16 protein-coding genes and 3 pseudogenes are annotated in these 21,364 nt (G+C 63.0%); 13 read left to right on the forward strand and 6 right to left on the reverse strand.

The features are described 5' to 3' along the window. Positions 1 to 20: 20 nt before the first annotated feature. From JJC00_RS26790 to JJC00_RS26825, 8 genes are all read left to right on the forward strand, one after another. Entirely contained in the window at positions 21 to 1,019 is a 999-nt protein-coding gene (locus JJC00_RS26790) for a Ku protein (protein ID WP_200468861.1), read from the forward strand. Positions 1,020 to 1,077: 58 nt separating this feature from the next. Continuing rightward, on the forward strand, positions 1,078 to 1,314 hold the full coding sequence (locus tag JJC00_RS26795) for a hypothetical protein (RefSeq protein WP_200468862.1): 237 nt from the start codon (positions 1,078 to 1,080) through the stop codon (positions 1,312 to 1,314). Next, on the forward strand, positions 1,311 to 1,685 hold the full coding sequence (locus JJC00_RS38320) for a hypothetical protein (RefSeq protein ID WP_246773935.1): 375 nt from the start codon (positions 1,311 to 1,313) through the stop codon (positions 1,683 to 1,685). The genes JJC00_RS26795 and JJC00_RS38320 overlap by 4 nt, the downstream gene beginning before the upstream one ends. Before the next feature lie 186 nt (positions 1,686 to 1,871). Beyond that, positions 1,872 to 2,036: a Flp family type IVb pilin gene (locus tag JJC00_RS26805; protein ID WP_200474247.1), complete on the forward strand. Its 165-nt coding sequence runs from the start codon at positions 1,872 to 1,874 to the stop codon at positions 2,034 to 2,036. Positions 2,037 to 3,098: 1,062 nt separating this feature from the next. Then, entirely contained in the window at positions 3,099 to 3,530 is a 432-nt protein-coding gene (locus JJC00_RS26810; protein WP_349643515.1) for a hypothetical protein, read from the forward strand. Positions 3,531 to 4,041: 511 nt separating this feature from the next. After that, positions 4,042 to 5,676, forward strand: a complete 1,635-nt coding sequence (locus JJC00_RS26815; protein ID WP_200468864.1) for a thiamine pyrophosphate-requiring protein — start codon at positions 4,042 to 4,044, stop codon at positions 5,674 to 5,676. A 96-nt stretch (positions 5,677 to 5,772) separates the two neighbouring features. Then, positions 5,773 to 8,259 carry a GAF domain-containing protein gene (locus tag JJC00_RS26820; RefSeq protein ID WP_200468865.1) on the forward strand — a complete coding sequence of 829 codons (2,487 nt, stop codon included), beginning with the start codon at positions 5,773 to 5,775 and terminating at the stop codon, positions 8,257 to 8,259. A 78-nt stretch (positions 8,260 to 8,337) separates the two neighbouring features. After that, a complete protein-coding gene (locus tag JJC00_RS26825; RefSeq protein WP_200474248.1) occupies positions 8,338 to 9,981 on the forward strand; it encodes an alpha/beta hydrolase in 1,644 nt (547 codons plus the stop codon). 6 nt (positions 9,982 to 9,987) lie between these two features. Here JJC00_RS26825 and JJC00_RS26830 read toward each other — a convergent pair. Both JJC00_RS26830 and JJC00_RS26835 read right to left on the reverse strand, forming a co-directional pair. Next, positions 9,988 to 11,565: pseudogene (locus JJC00_RS26830) on the reverse strand (MDR family MFS transporter); the annotation flags it as partial. A gap of 159 nt (positions 11,566 to 11,724) precedes the next feature. Then, positions 11,725 to 12,240, reverse strand: a complete 516-nt coding sequence (locus tag JJC00_RS26835) for a YcgN family cysteine cluster protein (RefSeq protein WP_200468866.1) — start codon at positions 12,238 to 12,240, stop codon at positions 11,725 to 11,727. Between the two features lie 292 nt (positions 12,241 to 12,532). On the opposite strand from JJC00_RS26835, the gene JJC00_RS26840 reads away from it, so the two are divergent. From JJC00_RS26840 to JJC00_RS39025, 4 genes and pseudogenes are all read left to right on the forward strand, one after another. Then, positions 12,533 to 14,827 carry a transglycosylase domain-containing protein gene (locus JJC00_RS26840; RefSeq protein WP_200468867.1) on the forward strand — a complete coding sequence of 765 codons (2,295 nt, stop codon included), beginning with the start codon at positions 12,533 to 12,535 and terminating at the stop codon, positions 14,825 to 14,827. 9 nt (positions 14,828 to 14,836) lie between these two features. Continuing rightward, positions 14,837 to 15,415: a DUF1214 domain-containing protein gene (locus JJC00_RS26845; protein WP_200468868.1), complete on the forward strand. Its 579-nt coding sequence runs from the start codon at positions 14,837 to 14,839 to the stop codon at positions 15,413 to 15,415. Then, positions 15,412 to 15,996, forward strand: a complete 585-nt coding sequence (locus tag JJC00_RS26850) for a DUF1254 domain-containing protein (RefSeq protein ID WP_200468869.1) — start codon at positions 15,412 to 15,414, stop codon at positions 15,994 to 15,996. Before JJC00_RS26845 ends, JJC00_RS26850 begins: the two co-directional genes overlap by 4 nt. 510 nt (positions 15,997 to 16,506) lie before the next feature. Further along, positions 16,507 to 16,656 (forward strand): annotated as a pseudogene (locus JJC00_RS39025) (IS91 family transposase); the annotation flags it as partial. 407 nt (positions 16,657 to 17,063) lie between these two features. Here JJC00_RS39025 and JJC00_RS26860 read toward each other — a convergent pair. Then, positions 17,064 to 18,116, reverse strand: a complete 1,053-nt coding sequence (locus JJC00_RS26860) for a phosphatase PAP2 family protein (protein ID WP_200468871.1) — start codon at positions 18,114 to 18,116, stop codon at positions 17,064 to 17,066. Between the two features lie 215 nt (positions 18,117 to 18,331). After that, positions 18,332 to 18,799, reverse strand: a complete 468-nt coding sequence (locus JJC00_RS26865) for a phage integrase N-terminal SAM-like domain-containing protein (protein ID WP_246773936.1) — start codon at positions 18,797 to 18,799, stop codon at positions 18,332 to 18,334. A gap of 418 nt (positions 18,800 to 19,217) precedes the next feature. Here JJC00_RS26865 and JJC00_RS26870 point away from each other — a divergent pair, with 418 nt between their 5' ends. Next, the gene (locus JJC00_RS26870) at positions 19,218 to 20,261 is read left to right on the forward strand and encodes an acyltransferase family protein (RefSeq protein WP_200468872.1); all 1,044 of its coding nucleotides are present in this window, start codon (positions 19,218 to 19,220) and stop codon (positions 20,259 to 20,261) included. Positions 20,262 to 20,461: 200 nt separating this feature from the next. Here the strand turns inward: JJC00_RS26870 and JJC00_RS38790 are convergent, their stop codons facing one another. Together JJC00_RS38790 and JJC00_RS38795 are read right to left on the reverse strand one after the other, a co-directional pair. Next, a complete protein-coding gene (locus JJC00_RS38790) occupies positions 20,462 to 20,854 on the reverse strand; it encodes a tyrosine-type recombinase/integrase (protein ID WP_349643516.1) in 393 nt (130 codons plus the stop codon). Positions 20,855 to 20,978: 124 nt separating this feature from the next. Continuing rightward, a pseudogene (locus tag JJC00_RS38795) lies at positions 20,979 to 21,206 on the reverse strand (phage integrase N-terminal SAM-like domain-containing protein); the annotation flags it as partial. Between the last annotated feature and the right edge of the window lie 158 nt (positions 21,207 to 21,364).

Here is a 21,364-nt window from a genome sequence, read left to right on the forward strand (position 1 = left end):
CGTTGCGTTTGGAGTAGCCCATGGCCCCCCGCGCCAATTGGAAGGGTTTTCTGCGTCTCTCGCTCGTGACCTGCCCGGTCGCGCTGTACCCGGCCACATCGGATACCGAGAAGGTCTCGTTCAACCAGATCAACCGCAAGACCGGCCACCGGATCAAGTATCTCAAGGTCGACGCCGAGACCGGTGACGAGGTGACCTCCGAGGACATCGTCAAGGGCTACAAGGTCGACACCGACACCTACATCGAGGTCACCAAGGACGAGCTCGACGACATCGCGCTGGACTCGACCCACACGATCGATATCGACGAGTTCGTGCCGAAGTCCGACATCGACAACCGCTATCTGATCCGCCCCTATTATCTCGTGCCGGACGGCAAGGTCGGCCACGACGCCTATGCGGTGATCCGCGAGACCATTCGCAGCATGGACAAGGTCGCGATCGGCCGCGTGGTGCTGACCAATCGCGAGCACATCATCGCACTCGAGCCGCTCGAGAGCGGGCTGATGGGCACGCTGCTGCGCTACCCCTACGAGGTGCGCAGCGAGAGCGAATATTTCGACGACATCCAGGACGTCAAGCTGACGAAGGACATGCTCGACCTCGCCAAGCATATCGTCGAGAAGAAGTCCGGGGCGTTCGAGCCCGAGCTGTTCGAAGACCATTACGAGACTGCGCTGATCGATCTCATCAACAAGAAGCGTTCGGGTGCGCCGATCGCAGCCAAGGCGACGCCGAAGAGCGGCGGCAACGTCATCAACCTGATGGACGCGCTGAAGAAGAGCCTTGCCAGCGAGAAGGACACCGCGCCCGCAGCGAAGGTCGCCAGGGAGACGGTCAAGGAAACCGCCAAAGAAACCGCCAAGGCCAAGAAGCCGAAGAAGCGCGTCGAGGGCCAGCGCGAGATGCTGCTGCCGATCTCGGGCAAGGGCGGCAAGGACGCCGCGGCCAAGGAAGCTGCACCGAAGAAGGCCGACAAGCCGGCGCGCGCGACCACACGGACGAAGAAGGCCGGCTGACGACCTCGCATCCCCGATCGCGCCGTGACGTCTCCCCTCACCGATCGGGCAGCTTGACATGCCCTGGTCGACACCGTTCGACGATCCGATCGGCTTGCGCGGCGGCGCCAAGCTCCGCACTCTGCAAGAGGCCGCCGACTTCATCATGAAGCTGCCCGAAGCCGAGCAGCAGGAGCCGCGCTGGCAGAGCGCGATCGAGATGCTCATCAACGCGGCGGAGACCGGCGGCGGCTGGCTGATGTTCGCCCGCGTTGGAATGCTGAGGGCGTTGAACGCCGACCGCAGGCAGGGATGAGCCGCGATCAACATGCTTGCCGATCGGTTGACGAACAGCCTCAACAATCCCTTAAGCGGCCGAGGCAATTTCGCCGCCACGTTGTCATCGTGTCGCACCGGGTATTCCTACGGGAGCCAAAATTAACCTCCGATTCCCCTTATGCGCATCATGATCCGGCCCTCGATCGAGCCAGGGTTCGCACCTTCGTGCCGCAGCAGAACGCCAGAAAGAACTACATCGGCATCGTGAGTGACACGACCGAGGAAGAGCGCGTCGCCGACAGCGCAGCGCACGTGCAGCCCCATGTGGTAGGCTATCTGGTCGGCCGTCTCGCCGCCGCGCTGGGACGCGCTCGCAAGGATGCGCCGGGACACACCACCACGAGTTGAGGCGCACTTGCTTCCGTTCATTTAAATTGGATAATGAAACCTTCGTTTAACGGCTGTTACGTTAAGACACAGCAGGCAAGGTTCGGCCGAGCCTTGCATATTTGACACGCGCAAATGCCCGTCGATCAACTTACCAGTTTGATAACGCCGCGCGCCTACATTGGACCGGATGATGAGGAGTTGGCGATGATTCTGCTCAGGTCTTTTCTTGCCGACGAAAATGGCGCCACCGCGATCGAGTATGCCCTGATCGCCGCCGGCATTGCGCTTGCCATCGTCACCGTCGTGACCAACACCGGCAGCGTCCTCCTCAGCAACAAGTTCAACTCGATCAGCGCAGCCACGAAGTAACGCCATCTCGTCATTGCGAGCGCAGTGCGAGGTGGACGGCGTGAATGCCGTCCAAACCCCCAGTCCGCGCCATCTGCGTGACTCTCTCCACCGTCATTGCGACGAGCTCGCGACAAAATTGCGCAGCAATTTTGCGCTGATGCGAAGAAGCAATCCAGATTCCTTCCGCGGAAAGATTCTGGATTGCTTCGCTCCGCTCGCAATGACGGAGCGTTGGGAGACGGCGCAGCTCCAACAACTTGCATTTCCATTTGAGGACATACCTTCGCGTTCTCGCGGCCTGCTGCGCCCGAGCTTTGCTTTCCGTTCTCGCCCTCTTTGAACAAAGGGCGCAGGGAAGGCCGGGTGCCGGCTGGCACCCGCAATCCCGTGTGCGGGTTCAACGCGCACGGGTGGATCACAGGTGACGCCGGGACATCCCGGCCCTCCCTGCGCGGATGGTTTTCACGGTGTCCTTCGTGCTCTCCCCGGGGAGCGATGCACTATTGCCCCCGTCGCCATGCGGATGACTGATGCGCGCGCCCGGTCGGGCCGCCACATCACCGCAGGACTTGACGCACAGACCCCGGGCGTCAGGACCACACGACTTCTCCGTCCGCGCACATCCTCCCATGCATCCTCCACGGCTGGCGTGCGCTCACCATGGAGGCGATGCGAGGACGCTGTCAGCGCCGTGTCGTGCCACGCGGGCGGCTGCTCACGGTTTCCCGCCCTGCAGCCAAACTCGCGCGCCGACGCCGTCGCGGCCACCGCATCCCGGCCTGCGTATCGTGACGATCGCGAAACGCCCCTTGTGGCGGGCCGGGATGTTTCTGTTTCTACGCCAAAACAGAATTTCTGTAAATACGAATGTTTTGACGACCGGCGATTGACCTGCGGCTGGTGTGTTTTGCCCGGCGGGCAACGCTAGGGATCGTGGCCGAATGAGGTTAGCACCCCATTTCCGTCAACTTTGACGGCCAAATGAGTACTGATATTCTTCACTGCGTGGCTCGAAGAGCCATGCTGTCAATCATTGAACACAGAACCATTTGAAGGACGCAGATGAGACGCACAACGCTCATGGCTCTCAGCCTCTTCTTTGTCTGCGCCTGGTCGCTGGACAGCGCGAGAGGACAGACGTCGGCCACGCCGCCGGTTTCGCTTGCCCCGCCCCATGCATCTCCGCCGCATAACGCCAAGACCGCCAAGCCCAAGGGCGAGCCGGCCCTTGTGACGAACAATAGAACCCCGCCGGCGGCGGCCGGCAGAGAGCCCTCACCACCAGTGATCGGGGGGCCTGCGGCGACGCCAAATCCTGCCACCGATTACGACGGCTTCAGCGCCGGTGCTGACGACGACAATGACGCACCGAGTCAGGTGACACCGTCCGCGAGGTCGCGCGCCGCGAAGGGCTCCAGTCGGGATACAAATGGCCTCGACGCGCAGTCGTCGATTGATCAGGAAGACGAGGCGTTGAAGCGAAAGCTGATGATCTGCCAGAAGTGCAAATAGAACATTTGTCACCGCAGGGCCAACGCTCGCGAAGCCGTGAAGAGACTTCGTCAACCGCGCGGGACGAAACAATCGACCGCCGGATTGAAGCCGCTTTCTGGCGACCACGAAGTCATGGCAATACATCGCCGGGCTATGGTCAGCGATGCTTTGGTTCGGAGAGGCAACAATGCGGTTGCATCAGGCTTTTGTCGTTCCAACAATTATTCTCTGTTGCTCGCTCTTGAGCATCGCCACGCTGGTGATGGTCGGGGCGTGGTGAAATCGGGTTGAACGATTATGCGCGAAGAATTCACATCGACTGCCTTTCTGGCCGTCACCGTGGCCGGCGTTGTGCTACTGGGGTCAGGTCTGCTTGCATTGGTCTTCGTGGGATAGGTCCCGTCCGGCCGCACACTCGCGATGCATGGCTGCTCTCTGCGTGTGAAGCGGCGCTTTACCGTTCCTCAATTTCCTGATCCTCTCTCCTTAATCGGCCGGACCAACCGGCCTCGCCAGGGAGAGAGACGCCATGAAGCTCGGCACCGCCATTGCGGAAATCATGCGGCGCGAGGGGATCGAGATCCTCTGCGGCTATCCCGTCAATCATCTGATCGAGCACGCGGCCAAGGCCGAGATCCGCCCCGTGATGGTGCGGCAGGAACGCGTCGGGCTCCACATGGCGGATGCGATCTCGCGGGTGACGTCGGGGCGCACGATCGGCGCGTTCTGCATGCAGCACGGGCCCGGCGCGGAGAACGCGATGGGCGGCGTCGCGCAGTGCTTTGGCGAATCCGTTCCCGTGCTGGTGTTGCCGATGGGCTATCAGCGCAGGCTTGCGCATATCGAGCCCAACTTCAATTCCAGCGAGGCAATGAAGCCGTTCTCGAAATCATGCGAGCCGATCATCCTCGCCGCAGAGGTCGCGAACATCTTTCGACGCGCCTTCACCAAATTGAAGAACGGCCGTGGCGGCCCGGTCATCGTGGAAATTCCCGCCGACATGTGGAACGAGGAGGTGCCGGAGCCGCTGAACTACACGCCCGTGCTGCGGACCCGCTACGGCGCCGACCCCGCGCATGTGAAGGAGGCCGCCGCCCTGCTCGTCAACGCCAGGCGGCCGGTGATCTATGCCGGCCAGGGCGTGCATTACGCGCAGGCGTGGCCGCAACTGAAGCGACTCGCGGAACGGCTGGCCATTCCCGTCACCACCAGCCTCGGCGGCAAATCCTCGTTTCCGGAGACGCATCCGCTCTCGCTCGGCTCCGGTGGTCTCGCCGTGCCGCGCGCGGTGCCAAAGTTCCTTGCTGAAGCCGATGTCATCTTCGGCATCGGCTGCTCCTTCACCGAGACCAGTTTTGGCATCGCGATGCCGAAGGGAAAAACCATCATTCACTCGACGCTCGATCCGAACCATCTCAACAAGGATGTGGAGGCGAAGATCGGCCTCGTCGGCGATGCCGGGCTCGTACTCGATGCATTGCTGGAGGAGATCGGCAAGACCGTCCCGGCCAATCGCGACGCCTCGGCGGTCGCGGCCGAGATCGCGGCCTCACACAAGGAGTGGCTGGCAAAATGGATGCCGAAACTCACCAGCAGTGACGCGCCGCTCAACCCCTACCGCGTGCTGTGGGATCTCCAGCACACCGTCGACATCGACAACACCATCATCACCCATGACGCCGGCAGCCCGCGCGACCAGCTCTCGCCGTTCTGGAAAGCGGTCACCCCCCTCTCCTATCTCGGCTGGGGCAAGACGACGCAGCTCGGCTACGGCCTCGGTCTCGCGATGGGGGCAAAACTGGCAAAACCCGACAAGCTCTGCATCAATGTCTGGGGCGATGCGGCGATCGGTTTCACGGGCATGGATTTCGAGACCGCAGTGCGCGAGCGGATCCCGATCATGTCGATTCTGCTCAACAATTTCTCGATGGCGATCGAGTTGAAGGTGATGCCGATCTCGACCGAGAAATATCGCTCGACCGACATTTCCGGCGACTATGCCGCGATGGCGCGCGCCTTCGGCGGTTATGGCGAGCGGGTCACCAAGCCCGAGGACATCATCCCCGCGATCAAGCGCGGCATCCAGAAGACGCAGGAAGGCACCCCTGTGCTGCTGGAGTTCATCACCAGCAAGGAGACCGAGGTGTCCCGGCCGGGGACGTGAGTCGAGCCGCAAGGCCGCAGGCGCTGGCTCCGGCCGCAGGAGATGTGATAATCCGGCCCGGGGCCGCGCATGTCGCGGCATTCAGCCGGAATACGAATGACCACCTCTTCCAACGATGTCGCCGGGATCGACGAGCTCAAGCGGCAATTGCAGTCCACCGCGGCCGAGAACGCACGGCTGCGCGATCGGCAAAACGCCAGCGCCGAGATATTGCGCACCATCGCCGCCTCTCCCTCCGATGCCCGGCCGGTCTTTGCGGCGATCGCGTCCAGCTCAAAACGCCTGCTCGGCGGCTTCTCGGCGACCGTGCTGCAGTTCATCGGCGATGAGCTGCACCTCGTGGCGTTCACGCCGATCAGCCCGAAGGGCGACGAAGGGCTGAAGGCGTCGTTCCCGCGGCGGATCGAGGATTTTCCGACCTTTGCGCTGGTTCGCGGCGGCGAGACGATCCAGTTTCCCGACAGCGAAGCCAGTGACGTGCCGGAGCTGAACCGCGATCTCGCGCGGCTGCGCGGCTTTCGCAGCGTGCTGTTCATGCCGCTGATGAATCGCGGCACGGCGGTCGGCATGATCAGCGTCACGCGCGAGGAAACCGGCGCGTTTGCACCCGACCTCGTGCAGTTGCTCCAGACCTTTGCCGACCAGGGGGTGATCGCGATCGAGAACGCGCGGCTGTTCAACGAGACGCGCGAGACGCTGGAGCGGCAGACCGCCACGGCCGACATTTTGAGAGTGATGGCGGCTTCGCCCTCCGACGTGCAGCCGGTGTTCGACGCCATCGCCGCCAATGCCAACCGGCTGATCGGCGGCTTCTCCACCGCGGTGCTGCGCTATATCGACGGCGCGGCGCATCTTGCGGCCTTCACGCCGGGCGATCCGGCCGGCGATCGCGTGCTGCAGGCATCGTTTCCGGCGCCGTTCGCGCAGTTCCCGCCCTACCAGCTCACGGCCAATGGTCAATCGGCGCAGCTGCCCGATACCGAGCTCGAGCCCGCGGCGCGTGAAATTGCGCGCGCGCGTGGCTTTCGCAGCATGCTGTTCACGCCTTTGATGAGCGAGGGTGAAGCCAAAGGCGTCATCATCGCGACGCGGCGCACGACCGGCGCGTTCGCCGAGCATCACGTGCGGCTGCTGCAGACCTTCGCCGACCAGGCGGTGATCGCGGTCAAGAATGTCAGCCTGTTCAACGCCACCAAGGACGCGCTGGAACGGCAGACCGCGACCGCCGACATCCTCAAGGTGATCGCGGCCTCGCCCGCCGATGTCACGCCGGTGTTCCAGGCGATCTCCGACAGCGCCAAGGCGCTGGTCGGTGGACATTCCTCCACCGTCACCCGCGTCATCGACGGCATGCTGCATCTGGCCGCCTTCACCACCGACAACGAGGCCGGCAATGAGGAACTGCTCAGCTCGTTTCCGGCGCCGCTGGCGTCGTCGGGCATTCACAGCCGGGTCGCGGCCAGTGGCGAGTACGCGTTCCGCAGCGACATGCAGAACGAGGCAGACCTGACAGAGGCGATGCGGGAGCTGGCCCGGACGCGCGGCTATCGCAGCATCCTCGTGATCCCGATGCTGCGCGATGGGGTCGCGATCGGCACCATTGGCGTGACGCGCCCCGAGGCCGGTGCTTTCCCCGACAAGGCGATCAGCCTGCTCAAGACCTTTGCCGACCAGGCCGTGATCGCGATCGAGAACACGCGGCTGTTCAACGAGGTGCAGGATCGCACGCAAGAGCTTGCGAAATCGCTCGACGATTTGCGCGCTGCGCAGGATCGGCTGATCCAGACCGAGAAGCTGGCTTCGCTCGGCCAGCTCACCGCCGGCATCGCCCATGAGATCAAGAACCCGCTCAACTTCGTCAACAATTTCGCCGCGCTCTCCACTGAGCTGACGGACGAGCTGAACGAGGTGCTGGCGCCTGTTTCACTCGGCGACGATGTCCGCAGCGAGGTCGACGAGCTGACCGGGATGCTGAAGCACAACCTGCAAAAGGTCGTGCAGCACGGCAAGCGCGCCGATTCCATCGTCAAGAACATGCTGCTGCATTCGCGCGAAGGCGGCGGCGAGTACGGCTTGAGCGACATCAATGCGCTGGTCGAGGAGAGCCTCAACCTCGCCTATCACGGCGCGCGTGCCGAGAAGCCGCAGTTCGACGTGACGCTGAAGCGCGAGCTCGATCCGGCGGCAGGCTCCGCCGAACTGTTTCCGCAGGAGATCTCGCGGGTACTGCTCAACCTGATCTCCAACGGGTTTTATGCGGTGACCAAGCGGAAGACGGAGAGCGGCGCCGGCACTTTCGAGCCGGTCGTGACCGCCACGACCCGCGACCGCGGCGACACCATCGAGATCCGCATCCGCGACAACGGCACCGGCATTCCCGACGACGTGAAGGCAAAAATGTTCAATCCGTTCTTCACCACCAAGCCGGCCGGCGAAGGCACCGGCCTCGGCCTGTCGATGAGCCACGACATCATCGTGAAGCAGCATGGCGGCACGATCGACGTCGCGACGGAGCCCGGTGAGTTCACGGAGTTTACGATTCTGCTGCCGCGGAAGAGCGGTTTTGCGGACAACAAGGGATAGCGTCACTCGGGGGGTAGCTTGACCAGTCTCGCGCGGTTCATTCGGCGGCAATTGCTTTCGCTGTCCGGCGTCGGCCTCATGCTCGGCGCGCTGTTCTTCGCAGCCGCGCTGACGCCGACGCTGATCCCGCGCAGCTATCTCACGCAAGGCGCGCTGGCCGGTGGCTGCTTTGCGATCGGCTATTTCGCGGGCGTGCTGTGGCGCCGGCTGTGGCACTATCTCGAATTGCCCGAACCTTCGGCGCACGCGAGATCTGTTGCGAATGCGCTGGTCGCAACCGGTTGCCTGCTGGTCGTCATTTTCTCGCTCTGGCGCACTGCCGAATGGCAGAACGCGATCCGCACTGTGATGAAGATGGCGCCGGTCGAGACCGCGCATCCGCTCAAGGTCTGCGCCATCGCCCTGATCACGTTCCTGGTGCTGCTGGTGCTGGGGCGGTTGTTCGTGCTGATCGCCCGCTTCCTCGCCGCGCGCATACGACGCGTCATTCCGCGCAAGGTCGCCAATGTGATCGGCGTGCTCGTCGCAGGCCTGCTGTTCTGGTCGATCGCCAGCAATGTCCTGATCCGCACCGCCTTCAACGCACTCGATTCCTCGTTCCGTGAGCTCGATGTCCTGCTCGAGCCCGAACGCCCGCAGCCGACCGCCGCCGACAGGACAGGCAGCTCGGCGTCGCTGGTGAAATGGAAAGAGCTCGGGCGCATGGGGCGCCGGTTCATCGCCTCAGGCCCGACAGCCGCCGAGATCAGCGCCATCACGGGACGGCCTGCGCAGGAGCCGGTGCGCGTTTATGTGGGGCTCGCTGTCCGCGACACGGCGCAGGCGCGTGCCAGGCTTGCGCTCGACGAGCTCAAGCGCCAGCACGGTTTTGAACGCAAACTCCTGATCGTCATTACGCCAACCGGCACCGGCTGGATCGATCCGGCCGCGATGGATACGGTCGAATATCTCCACCATGGCGACGTCGCCAGCGTCGCGATGCAGTATTCCTATCTCAACAGCCCGCTGTCGCTGCTGTTTCAGCCCGAATACGGCGCGGAAGCCGCGCGCGCCCTGTTTGTGGAAATCTACGGCTACTGGACGACGCTGCCGAAGGACAAGCGGCCAAAGCTATATCTGCACGGACTCAGTCTCGGCGCCCTGAACTCGGAAAAATCCGCCGAGCTGTTCGAGATGATCGGCGATCCCATCGCGGGCGCGCTGTGGAGCGGACCACCGTTCGAGAGCCGCAACTGGCGCTCGATTAAAGACAACCGCAATCCGGCATCACCGGCATGGCTGCCGGAATTCCGCGACGGCCGCTTCGTGCGCTTCATGAACCAGAACGGGCCGACGGTGCCGGCCGATGCGCCCTGGGGTCCGATGCGCGTCGTCTACCTGCAATATGCCAGTGACGCGATCACCTTCTTCGCCTACCGCGACGCCTATCGGCCCCCGGCCTGGATGAGCGCGCCGCGCGGGCCCGACGTGGCGCCGGAGCTGCGATGGTATCCGATCGTGACGATGCTGCAGCTCGCCCTCGACATGGCGGTCGCGACCAACACGCCGATGGGCTTTGGCCATGTCTACGCACCCGAGCATTACGTCGATGCCTGGGTCGCGGTCACCGATGTCGGGGACTGGTCCGCGGAGGCGCTGGCGCAGCTCAAGCAGCAGCTTGCGGCGAAGGCGCGGACGACGACGACAGGCCATGCCGACGACGATCCCGATCGCGGCGGCTAACCCCGACTCCGCCATCTCGACGGGTTGCGTCGTCGTCGGACCGGCCAGCGGCCGCTCCTCCATCATGATGAGGCAGAGCGCGGCCGTGGTCATCAGCGCGGTCGCAGCCGCAAAGACGTAGCGGAACGCGTGCCGCATGTCTTCAGCGGGGATCGCGGGGATGCTGCCTGCGGCGTGATGCTCGCCGGCCAGCGGAATGTCGGCGCCGAGCGCGATCAGCAGGATGGCCGCAAACGCTGCCACCGTGAACGAGGACATCAGGGAGCGGAAGAAGTTCATCGCGCCGGTGATGGTGCCGACCTGCGGGCGGGCCACGGAATTCTGCAGCGAGACCACGCAGACCGGGAAGGTCGTGCCGAGACCGAGCGCAAAGGCGGCCATCAGCGTCAGCAAAGCCCATAGCGGCAAGGTCGTCAGCGTGAGGCCGAGCGCGCACAGCGCGGCCCAGGACGTGCCGATAATCGCGACGCGCTTGTAATGCCTAGCGCGCGCCATGGTGCGGCCGGCGACGGCCGCACCCACGGTCGAGACCGCCGCGAGCGGAATCAGTGCAAGCCCCGCTTCGCTGGCGCTGAGGTGGTAGACCGACTCGTAATAGAGCGGCAGCTGCACGGTGAGCCCGGTGATGGCGCCAAGCCCGCAGCCGCCCGCGGTCAACGCGAACGGCGCGACCGATCCCGTCAGCAGCTTCAACGGCAGGAACGGCTCGTCCGAGCGGCGCGCGTGCCACACGAAAGTCGCCGCGAGCGCGACGGCGCCGCCCACCATCGACAGCACGGTCGGCGAGAGCCAGGGATAGCGCGTGCCACCCCAGGTCAGCACCAGCATGAAGACGACGGCGGAAGCCATCAGCAGCACGCCGCCGAGCCAGTCGACCTTGCGCATGCGGTGGAACACCGGGATCTTCTTCATCTTCGGCAGCAGCAGTGCGAGGGCCGCGGCTGCGAGCGGCAGATTGATCCAGAAGATCATCGACCAGTGCAGATGCTCGGCAAACACGCCGCCGATGACGGGGCCGAGAATGCCGCCGACCATCCAGACGCTGGAGAAATAAGCCTGGTACTGGCCGCGCTCACGCGGGGAGACGACGTCGGAGATCACGGTCTGCACCACAGGCATGATGCCGCCGCCACCCAGTCCCTGGAGACCGCGTGCAAGAATCAGCATCGGCATGCTCGGCGCGATCGCACATAGCACCGAGCCGGCAATGAACAGGCTCAAAGACACGATCAGCATGGCCTTGCGGCCGTAGATGTCGCTCAGCGTCCCGAACACCGGTGCAACCGCGGTCGAGGCAAGCAGATAGGCGGTGATGACCCAGGACAGGTTCGAGACGTCCTGGAACTGGCGTCCGATGGTCGGCAGCGCGGTGGCGACGATGGTCTGGTCGAGGGCGGCCAAAAACATCGTCAGCATCAGGCTGATGACGATGGTTCGCACCTCATCCGACGACAGCGGCGCGAGAGTCGGTGCGTCGCTGACGCTCATGACCTCGCCCGGAAGGCGGGTCAGTTCCTCGGCGATGTCGTCGGGCAATGTCTGGATGTCGGCAGACTGGCTGCTCTGCCGTGCGAACTGGTTCATTTCGGGCGTGTCAGACGTCGTGTTGCGGCGCAAAGCCGCGAAGGATTCGTTCTACGAAGCCAATGTAGACAGCAAAGTTCTTCTCAGGCAGGCACCGCGGCGCATGGGTGCATCCCGTACCGCGGTCATCCCGAACACGTGACTAAGGTTCGGGACGGATCAGGCCTTGGGGCGTCGCTTCAGGCGTGCCCGTTTCGGCAGCTGCCCCGGCCACTGCACGAGGTAGTTCTCGAGCTCGTCGTCCGGGACCTCGTCCTCGGTGCCCGAAACCCGGCCGCGCACGGAGACGCCGGCCTCGTGCACCGTATTGGGATCGCCCGAGATCAGCGGGTGCCACCAATAGAGATCGCGCCCTTCCGCGACCAGCTTGTAGCCACAGCTCGGCGGCAGCCAAGGCAGGGTGCGGACCTTTTCGGGAGTCATGACGACACAGTCCGGGACGAAGTCGAAGCGATTCGCGTAGTCCTTGCAGCCGCCGGTGCAAGAATCGAGCATCTTGCAGCTGACATCGGTGAAATAGATCTCGCCGGTATCGTCGTCCTCGAGCTTGCTCAGGCAGCAGCGGCCGCAGCCGTCGCACAGGCTCTCCCATTCGGCCGTCGACATGTCCTCCATCTTCTTGGTTTTCCAGAAGAATCCATCCTGGTCGGAAGGTCGTTTGCGAGCTGCGGTCATGCGCCTGATACGATTCCAAAGAGCTGAGGCCAGCGCCATCTAGGGCGCGCCGCCCGCAAGCTGCAAGCGACGCCCCTTTCAGGCCCGTAATGAACCGGGGTTCAATTTGGCCTGTTGTTCAAAATTGCGAGCCTGACCATTGGTTTATAGGCCCCGCTCGGCTAGAAGAACAGCAAGTCCCCACGGACGCGAAACGGGCGCCTTGGGTTTGCCGCAACAATCCCGCAAGACGTCTCGATGCCGCCCCGGCCGGGTGCTTGAACGCTTTCGAAGCGAGCCTCAAGGGTTCTAGGTGGTCCAGAACACACCATCCAACTGGAAGAGTCGTATCAGGAACTTCTTCCTGGACCTCGATGCGCGCATCGACTCCTCGCTGTTCTCCTCGGCCAAGGGTATCCGCGAGCTCTACGAGCGCTACTCGACCTTCATGGACCGCTTCTATGTCGGGCGGTGGAGGCGCTGGGTCTTCATCGAGCCGTTGTCGGAGGCCGCAACGCTTGGCCTCGGCGGCATGGTGCTGATGCTGATCCTCGCCATCCCCGCCTTCCGCGAGACCGCGGACGAGGACTGGTTGAAGAAGTCCGATCTCGCCGTGACGTTCCTCGACCGCTACGGCAATCCGATCGGCAGCCGCGGCATCAAGCACAACGACTCGATCCCGCTGGAAGATTTTCCGGATGTCCTGATCAAGGCGACGCTCGCGACCGAAGACCGCCGCTTCTACGAGCACTTCGGCATCGACATCGCCGGCACCGCGCGCGCGCTCGTCACCAACGCCCAGGCCGGCGGCGTCCGCCAGGGCGGCTCCTCGATCACGCAGCAGCTCGCCAAGAATTTGTTCCTGAGCAACGAGCGCACGATCGAGCGCAAGATCAACGAGGCCTTCCTCGCGGTCTGGCTGGAATGGCGCCTGACCAAGAACGAGATCCTCAAGCTTTATCTCGACCGCGCCTATATGGGCGGCGGCACCTTCGGCGTCGATGGCGCTGCGCATTTCTACTTCAACAAGTCCGCGCGCGACGTGACACTTGCGGAAGCCGCGATGCTCGCCGGCCTGTTCAAGGCGCCGACGAAATACGCGCCCCACATCAACCTGCCCGCCGCGCGTGCCCGCGCCAACGTCGTGCTCGACAACCTCGTCGACGCCGGTTTCATGACCGAGGGCCAGGTGTTCGGCGCCCGCCGCAACCCGGCCTTCGCGGTCGACCGCCGCGACGAGGCGTCGCCGAACTATTATCTCGACTACGCCTTCGACGAGATGCGCAAGCTGGTCGACACCTTCCCGAAGTCCTACACCGAGCGCGTCTTCGTCGTGCGCCTCGCGATCGACGCCAACGTGCAGAAGGCCGCGGAAGACGCGATCGAGAACCAGCTGCGCCAGTTCGGCCGCGACTATCACGCGACGCAGGCTGCGACCGTCGTCTCCGATCTCGACGGCGGCATCCGCGCCATGGTCGGCGGCCGCGATTACGGCGCGAGCCAGTTCAACCGCGCCACCGACGCCTATCGCCAGCCCGGCTCGTCGTTCAAGCCGTACGTCTACACCACGGCGCTCCTGAACGGCTTCACGCCGAACTCGATCGTGGTCGACGGCCCGGTCTGCATCGGCAATTGGTGTCCGCAGAACTATGGCCATTCCTATTCCGGCGCGGTGACGCTGACGCAGGCGATCACGCGCTCGATCAACGTCGTGCCCGTCAAGCTGTCGATCGCAATCGGCCAGAAGGAACAGCCGAAGGCGCCGAACCCGGCCAAGATCGGCCGCGCCAAGATCGTCGAGGTCGCGCGCCGCTTCGGCCTGAAGGCGCCCCTGCCCGACACGCCGTCGCTGCCGATCGGCTCGGACGAAGTCACGGTGCTCGAGCACGCCGTGGCGTATGCGACGTTCCCGAACCGCGGCAAGGCCGTGACACCGCATGCGGTGCTCGAAGTGCGCACCGGTGCCGGCGATCTGGTCTGGCGCTGGGACCGCGATGGTCCGAAGCCGAAGCAGGCCATTCCGCCGAACATCGCCGCCGACATGGCCGGCATGATGAGCCACGTCGTCAGCGAAGGCACCGCGCGCCGCGCCGCGCTCGACGGCATTCCGACCGCCGGCAAGACCGGCACGACCAATGCGTATCGTGACGCCTGGTTCGTCGGCTATACCGGCAATTTCACCTGCGCGGTCTGGTACGGCAATGACGACTACTCGCCGACCAACCGCATGACCGGCGGCTCGCTGCCGGCGCAGACCTGGCACGACATCATGGTCGCGGCACATCAGGGCGTCGAGGTTCGCGAAATTCCCGGCATCGGCATGGGCCAGAAGCTGCCGCCGGAACGTGTCGCCAACGCACAGGCCAATGCGGCGCCAAAGGTGCTGGAGACCAAGCCCGGTCCGCCGCCGGTGCTGACCAAGCGCGGCGCCGACATCCTGGTGCGCGTCGAGAAGCTGCTCGACGACGCCGCCAAGACCGCAACCAAATCGGCGGCCGACGACAGCGCGAAGCAGGCCAAGCCGGCGTCGTCGTCGAGCGCGCTCGCCTTCCCGCAGAACTATGCGGCGGAAGAAAATGCCAACGCGTCCACCCCGCGCAAGAACTGATCTGATCCCGTGCGGCTGATCCTGGTCACATTGACGGCCCTCCTGCTCGCGACCGTGGTCGGCCTGGGTGCGACCTGGATGACGACGACGCGCGGCACTGAGATCGGCGCGCTGACCATTGGCTCCTGGACCGCGCGCCCCCGCACCGGCACCGCCGACGTCGATCCCTATTCGCGCGCCACCATCGTGCGCAACGGCGAGCTGCCGATCGGCACCGGCGACGGCGTCGCCTTCACCGCGACCGCCGACGGCAAGAAGAAGGCGCTCGACGGCCGCTGCGACGTCGTCGTCTCCGGCGTGACGCCGGCGGCGCGGTTCTGGACGCTGACGCTGTATGATCGCAAGGGCCATCTCGTCGCCAACTCGCTGCAGCGTTACGGCTTCACCAGCCAGGAGATCGTGCGCCAGTCTGACGGCTCGTTCGAGATCCACATTGCCGCGCGCTCGCGCGCCGGCAACTGGCTGCCGACCGGCGGCATCGAGCGCTATGCGCTGATGTTCCGCCTCTACGACACGCCGGTTGGCGTGGCGACCCGCACCCAGCGCGACGCGCCGATGCCGACGATCTCGACGGTGGGCTGCTCATGATCCGGCTCGCGTTCACCATTGTTGCGGGCGTGGTGCTGGGCCTCGTGGTCCATCTCGTCAGCGTGCTGGCGCTGCCGCGGATCGCAACGCAAGACGCCTATTCGCGGCTGACGCCGATGACCAAGCTCAACGGCGTCACCCAGCTTCCGCTCGCCGATCCGCAGACCTCGCCGATGCCGTTCATGGATCCGGCCTTTGCGCTGGCGATCTGCCGCTATGATCTCTCCGGCGGGCCGCTCAAGCTCGCCGTGCCGGTGAGCCAGGCCTACACGTCGGTGTCGTTCTACACCCGCAACGAGATCGCCTATTACGCCATCAACGACCGCTCGGCCGGCAAGAAGGTGATCGAGCTCGACCTGATGACGCAGGCACAGCACGACGCCCTGCCCGAGGACGAAGAGATCACCGCGGCCGACCGCCTGATCATCGATTCCCCCAGCACCACCGGCCTGATCGTGATGAAGGCGCTGGCCGCCGAGCCCGGCCTGATGCCGCAGGCGCAAGCAACGCTCGCCGCCGCGACCTGCGCACCGCAGACCGAAGCGCCCGCCAAGGCCGAGCCGCCGCGCGGCCGGCGCTGACGCGCGGGCGTTTCGACGCCCCCAAAGCAAAAGCGCGAAACAACCCCATGCACAGTAGCGCGGGCATTGAATTCGTTGGGCTATCGCGCCTCGGTCGGATGCACCCATTTGTAGCGCGTGATGCTCCGCGTTGCGGTGAGCTTGATCATGGCGAAGCGATAGCACCACGCGCCTGGAAAGTTTGACACGTCGGGCAAAACACCGGCATTATGGCATCATCGAGAGTTCGTCACACCCGCGCGGAGTATCCGGCGCGGGTTTTTTCATGTCTGAGGAGGAATGCCATGACCAGGGAATCACTGCCGCCCGTCGCGGTGATCAAGTCCGCTCTGCCTGCGACTTCAGGATTGGATTTAGAGCGCTGGCCGAGGTGGATGCGCGACGCGCTTGCAATTCAGCCCGAGACCAAAGCGCCGGAACATCCGCGCATAGAGAGCGGGCCAGTGCGCGTCGACCCCGCAAGCGTGCGCAAACTAACCCGCATCCGGTCGCGTTCCTGAGAACTCACACCTGTTGGCAACAATTGCACGCGCCTTGGATATCTTCCGCAGCCATGGCCCGGCATGGCGTTACGCCCATGCCGGCCATGTCAGCCTCGACCAACTGAAGGTAATCGGCGATCGAGCGCGTTGCCGCACGGCGGCGCTTGAACACCACGTGATAGTACGGCACCGGCAACAAGACCATGCTGACGATCGCCGCCGATCCGAAGCACCTCGGCGCCCGCATTGGCATCACCTCGCGCCCGGCCGATGCCTGGGCCTGCATTTTCATGAACCATTGAAACTGATACGTCAGATCGACATCGCCCAACCACACCCTGTGTGCGGCAATGTAGAAGGCGGCAAAATCTGTTGTCTGACCTGCCTCCCAGAATCCGTGTGCAAAGAAGCGGAACGCTTTGGAAAGAACAATTGCGGCAAATCCGGCGAGAATGACGCGCACGTAGGCTGCCCGCTTCAGCGGTGCAAAGTCCTTGATCTTCTCCAAAGCGACGGCAAGCATTGTCGCGACCTTTTTTAGACATTACTATTTGTTGTATCTCTCACGGGCGATTAGCGACAGAACTACGTGCCTTGCGTGCAGATTTCGAGCTCCTCAGTCGACGCAAATGATGCGCTCGCGATTGTCCGTCGACCAGAAAGCGGCGTCCTTGGCCGTCCGCATTTGCCGAGTGCAATTGCCAAAGTGACGGCGATTAGCCACAGCAGCCCACCGCCCGCTAGATCGACCACATAATGTCCGCCGATCGGAAGCGTCGATATCAACACGAGTGAGTTCCAGCTTACGACGATCCAGAACAACCAGCCGGTTCCGATTGTTGCGAATATTGTCATCAGTGCGAGGCAGCAATGAAACGATGGAAAGGTCACGACCCCTTGCAGACTTGTGAACGATATCACTGGAGAGAGAGCGTTCCTGAAGTACTCGAATTTCGCGAGGTGATATGTGCCCGCGTTGAGAGGTAGCTCTTCGATGATAGCGGGCGAATAATCGAAATAGGCGAAAGCGCCTATCGCAGGCCACAAAATTGAAATCGTGGTCGAAGCAACGATTGTCAGGCTGCAGACGAAGACCAGTTCCCAGAGCTTGCCCTCGCGGCGTAGAATCGAGAGGAGTACAACGAGTCCGAGCAGCTGCGCGAAAGAGCTATCGTAAGCAATTCCGAGTAGGCAGGACAGCATAGGGTGCTCTGCAAACCATGCGATGATCGACGGGAGATCGATCGCCAGAAAGCGGTCGCTCTCTGCGAGCTTATTGTCGATTAATGGGAAGTGGTATCTCAAGCCAACAAGACTGATGATTCCAGCAGCCCCAATTGAAAGGAAGAGAGCGGCGACCGCGCCGCACATATTCGAAAGAACCGGCGCCGGACGCCGCCTCCCGTAAAAAACATGAACGGCGAGAAGAAACGCCATCAGCCCCGCGGATGGAGCTAGGCTGCGGGCCTCGATAGCGACGCCCATCGTCGAGATCAGGAATGCTGCAAAACCGCACGCCGCAATGCCGATCAACCAGCAGCACTTTTCGGTCCATTGGTAGCGCGGGCGCAGCCCGGGCTTGATTGAAACCGCAATCTGCAGATCTTTCGATAGTCCAATGCGGTCGAGCGATGCCATAGCTCTCGCAAAAGTCGACGCACTGAACATTCCAATTCCCATTCCGTCGTACGTGCAATCTCTGGCTTTTCTCCTAGAAGTTAGCACCCACACCATGAGGTTGCACCTCACGGTTAGTACTATCGCTCCTATTGGTGAATACTTTGTTTCCAAACATTGCTGACGGCGCTGACGCAGCAAGCAGGAAGAGGCGATCTCGGCGGGGGGTTGTCCCATCAGAGCCGTGATGTCCTACGGTCCTTTGAAGGAATCTTTGAGCTCAATCGAACGTAACTGGTGCGATCGCGGCGCTGGCTTCGCGTCATTTTCGACGGATTCGGCGGTGGTCGTTGATTGGTTGAAGTCCGCTCCTGTGAAGGGTTTCGGATGCCGGCCAGCTTGCGCGGCTCGTGGATGACATGGGTATGCGCGACGATCTCGTGGCGCCTGAGCGTGCCCCTAAAAAAGAACCGCAATGTCGAAACGGTCTGGTTGATGGTCGGCACGCCAACGCCGCTCGCCGCCAGATGCAGCTGGTAGCGGCGCACGTCCTCAAAGCTCGCGGTATCCGGCGATCGCCCGAGAAACGCCGCGAAGTTCTTGACCCTTTGCACGTAGTCATGTTGGGTCTTCGGCGCGAACTTGCGGATCGTCATGTCTTCGATCATGCGCCGGCGCAACGGGCTCATTGCCTCGTCGGTCATGGGGGATGCTCCTGTCTTGGGTGAAGGTTGCGAACCCCTCATCTCAAGACAGGACGCCCCGTTGCGCTATCCTCTCGGCTCCGCTGCCAGCCGTCGTGCCCTACCGCGCGAGCGGTTTAGTCCTTTGACCCAAAGCGGGCGTTGAGGTCCGCGCGGCCAAGGGAGTTATCATCAGTTCTGGGACTGGCCTGTTTCCGAGAGCGTCGGCCTAAGTTCAAAACAGCACTTTCCTGATCTAGATCACATCGCTGGACGATCTGTTACTAGTGCCTCACATCCCCGAGACACTCCGACGCACGCTGACGTAGAAATCATCAAGCTCCCACAACCAGCTGTTAACATATTTGTCGCTAAGATTGCGCGCAATTTGGAATGAACGGCTGTGAGCGTTTTGCGATTCTTCGGGGGTGTACAGGCAATGCGCGGCGTTGCCGCGCTAATGGTGGTCTGCGGACACGCAATCAACGCGCGCCCCGATATGGTCGGACCGAACCTATCTGAAGGCGCGCTCACTATCCTTGCAAGCGGCGTCGACATCTTCTTCGTTATCTCTGGCTTCATCATTGCAACCACAGTGTCCGCGCAAGGCGACCCGTTGAACTTCGTTGTCAGGCGAGCCATTCGCATCTATCCAGTCTATTGGCTCGTCTTGCTGGCAGCGTTTGTCAGCTCATCTTGGATCGCGTTGGAGCCGGGGGAGCCTCCCGCGCTCGACTTCGGCCTTGTCTTTGCTTGGATATATCCGAACTGGTACATCCGGCCCGCATGGTCGCTCGCTTTCGAGCTGCACTTCTACGCCGCAGTCGCCGTCATCCTCGCGATTGCACCGAACCGGCTGTTCGAACTGCTATTTGTGGGCCTCGGATTGGTAATCGTTGCTCTCGCCTTCCGCCTACAGCTTGGTATCTACTCCCATGCGCTGGTGCTGGAATTCGGCGCTGGCGTTAGCATCGCGTATCTCCTTACGAATGGCAGATTGCGATTTTCAAGCGGCATGCTTGCCATTTCCGCGGGCCTGTTCGTAGCCGGTTGGTACTGGATATTCGTGCACGGAACGACCGATGCACAATTCGCGCGCGTGCCGACCTATGGCCTTGGCGCGGGATTGCTCATCTATGCCGTGGTATCTGCCGAGGTTGAAGGGCGCTCCTTCCCGCCGGCCCTGCAATGGCTCGGCAAGATTTCGTACTCGCTATACATCGTCCATTGCCTGCTGGTGAAATGGATCGCGAACTTTGACGGGCTATGGCAACTATCGACGGTCGGAACAATCATCGCCAGCATCCTGCTTTCCATCGGCCTCGCCGCCGCCTTGCACATCGTCATTGAGGCACCAATCCTCGATTGGGGGCGCAAGTTGAGCCTGATGCGCCGCAACCGGACAACGCCGGATGTACCGAGACCGGAGGGCACCGTGCTTGTCCAGCATGAGCCGAATGAACCCATTCCGCGCAGGTTCTAACAGCGTCAATCAAGCACGCGAACCGTTCCGAGCACGGCGGTACGGTTCTTTGCACCATTTGGCAATCGGCGATGTCCGCAGTTGAGAAGGGTTTCGGATGCCGGCCCATGAAGGTGGTGCCGCGCACGGCGGGGCCGGCGTCCGAAAGCCTCCAAGGGAGGAAACCGCGCTTGAGGGAACGTAAGGCCGTGCGGCAGGCGCTATGGTGATTTGAGTGCCGCGGGCGAGCTGTCTGATTTGGATCGAGCCGATGCAACGAGTCGCACGACGGCGAAGCGGCTGACGAATGAGCGGCGGTTGGCGGTCGAACTCCATGAGTTGTCCGACGATTTGCGACGTCTGGCGGATATCTGAGCGCACCAGGCCCGCAGCAGGTCGAGTAGAACAGGTGAAAGCACCACGTTACGGTCCTTGCCGCCCTTGCCCTGCTCGACGCGGATGATCATACGGCTGCTGTCGATATCGGCGACCTTGAGCGAGATCACCTCGTTGGCGCGCAGACCGGCGCCGTAGGCCACGCTCAGCGCCGCCTTGTACTTGAGCCCCGGCGCGGCATCGAGCAGCCGTGCCACTTCCTCGGGGCTGAGCACCACCGGCAGCTTGCGCGGCTCGTGGATGACATGGGTGTGCTCGACGATCTCGTTGCGCCTGAGCGTGACCTAAAAAGAACCGCAACGTCGAGACGGTCTGGTTGATGGTCGGCACACCAACGCCGCTCGCCGCCAGATGAAGCTGGTAGCGGCGCACGTCCTCGAAATCAGCCGTATCCGGCGATCGCCCGAGAAACGCCGCGAAGTTCTTGACCCTTTGCACGTAGTCATGTTGGGTCTTCGGCGCGAACTTGCGGATCGTCATGTCTTCGATCATGCGCCGGCGCAACGGGCTCATTGCCTCGTCGGTCATGGGGGATGCTCCTGTCTTGGGTGAAGGTTGCGAACCCCTCATCTCAAGACAGGACGCCCCGTTGCGCTATCCTCTCGGCTCCGCTGCCAGCCGTCGTGCCCTACCGCGCGAGCGGTTTAGTCCTTTGACCCAAAGCGGACTTGACCTTTGACTCCGCGGCCATAGCGTCTCTACGAGTTTGGCGGCTAGGTCAGTGTCAG

Source organism: Bradyrhizobium diazoefficiens (assembly GCF_016616885.1).
Taxonomy (GTDB): Bacteria; Pseudomonadota; Alphaproteobacteria; order Rhizobiales; family Xanthobacteraceae; genus Bradyrhizobium; species Bradyrhizobium diazoefficiens_F.

Bases quoted from the DNA above. Each gene is read 5' to 3' on its own strand.
- JJC00_RS38320 (WP_246773935.1), top strand. From the start codon at position 1,311: ATGAGCCGCGATCAACATGCTTGCCGATCGGTTGACGAACAGCCTCAA.
- JJC00_RS26870 (WP_200468872.1), top strand. From the start codon at position 19,218: ATGCGCGGCGTTGCCGCGCTAATGGTGGTCTGCGGACACGCAATCAAC.
- JJC00_RS26815 (WP_200468864.1), top strand. From the start codon at position 4,042: ATGAAGCTCGGCACCGCCATTGCGGAAATCATGCGGCGCGAGGGGATC.
- JJC00_RS26795 (WP_200468862.1), top strand. From the start codon at position 1,078: ATGCCCTGGTCGACACCGTTCGACGATCCGATCGGCTTGCGCGGCGGC.
- JJC00_RS26865 (WP_246773936.1), bottom strand. From the start codon at position 18,799: ATGACCGACGAGGCAATGAGCCCGTTGCGCCGGCGCATGATCGAAGAC.
- JJC00_RS26810 (WP_349643515.1), top strand. From the start codon at position 3,099: ATGGCTCTCAGCCTCTTCTTTGTCTGCGCCTGGTCGCTGGACAGCGCG.
- JJC00_RS26820 (WP_200468865.1), top strand. From the start codon at position 5,773: ATGACCACCTCTTCCAACGATGTCGCCGGGATCGACGAGCTCAAGCGG.
- JJC00_RS26825 (WP_200474248.1), top strand. From the start codon at position 8,338: ATGCTCGGCGCGCTGTTCTTCGCAGCCGCGCTGACGCCGACGCTGATC.
- JJC00_RS26835 (WP_200468866.1), bottom strand. From the start codon at position 12,240: ATGACCGCAGCTCGCAAACGACCTTCCGACCAGGATGGATTCTTCTGG.
- JJC00_RS26805 (WP_200474247.1), top strand. From the start codon at position 1,872: ATGATTCTGCTCAGGTCTTTTCTTGCCGACGAAAATGGCGCCACCGCG.
- JJC00_RS26790 (WP_200468861.1), top strand. From the start codon at position 21: ATGGCCCCCCGCGCCAATTGGAAGGGTTTTCTGCGTCTCTCGCTCGTG.
- JJC00_RS26850 (WP_200468869.1), top strand. From the start codon at position 15,412: ATGATCCGGCTCGCGTTCACCATTGTTGCGGGCGTGGTGCTGGGCCTC.
- JJC00_RS26860 (WP_200468871.1), bottom strand. From the start codon at position 18,116: ATGGCATCGCTCGACCGCATTGGACTATCGAAAGATCTGCAGATTGCG.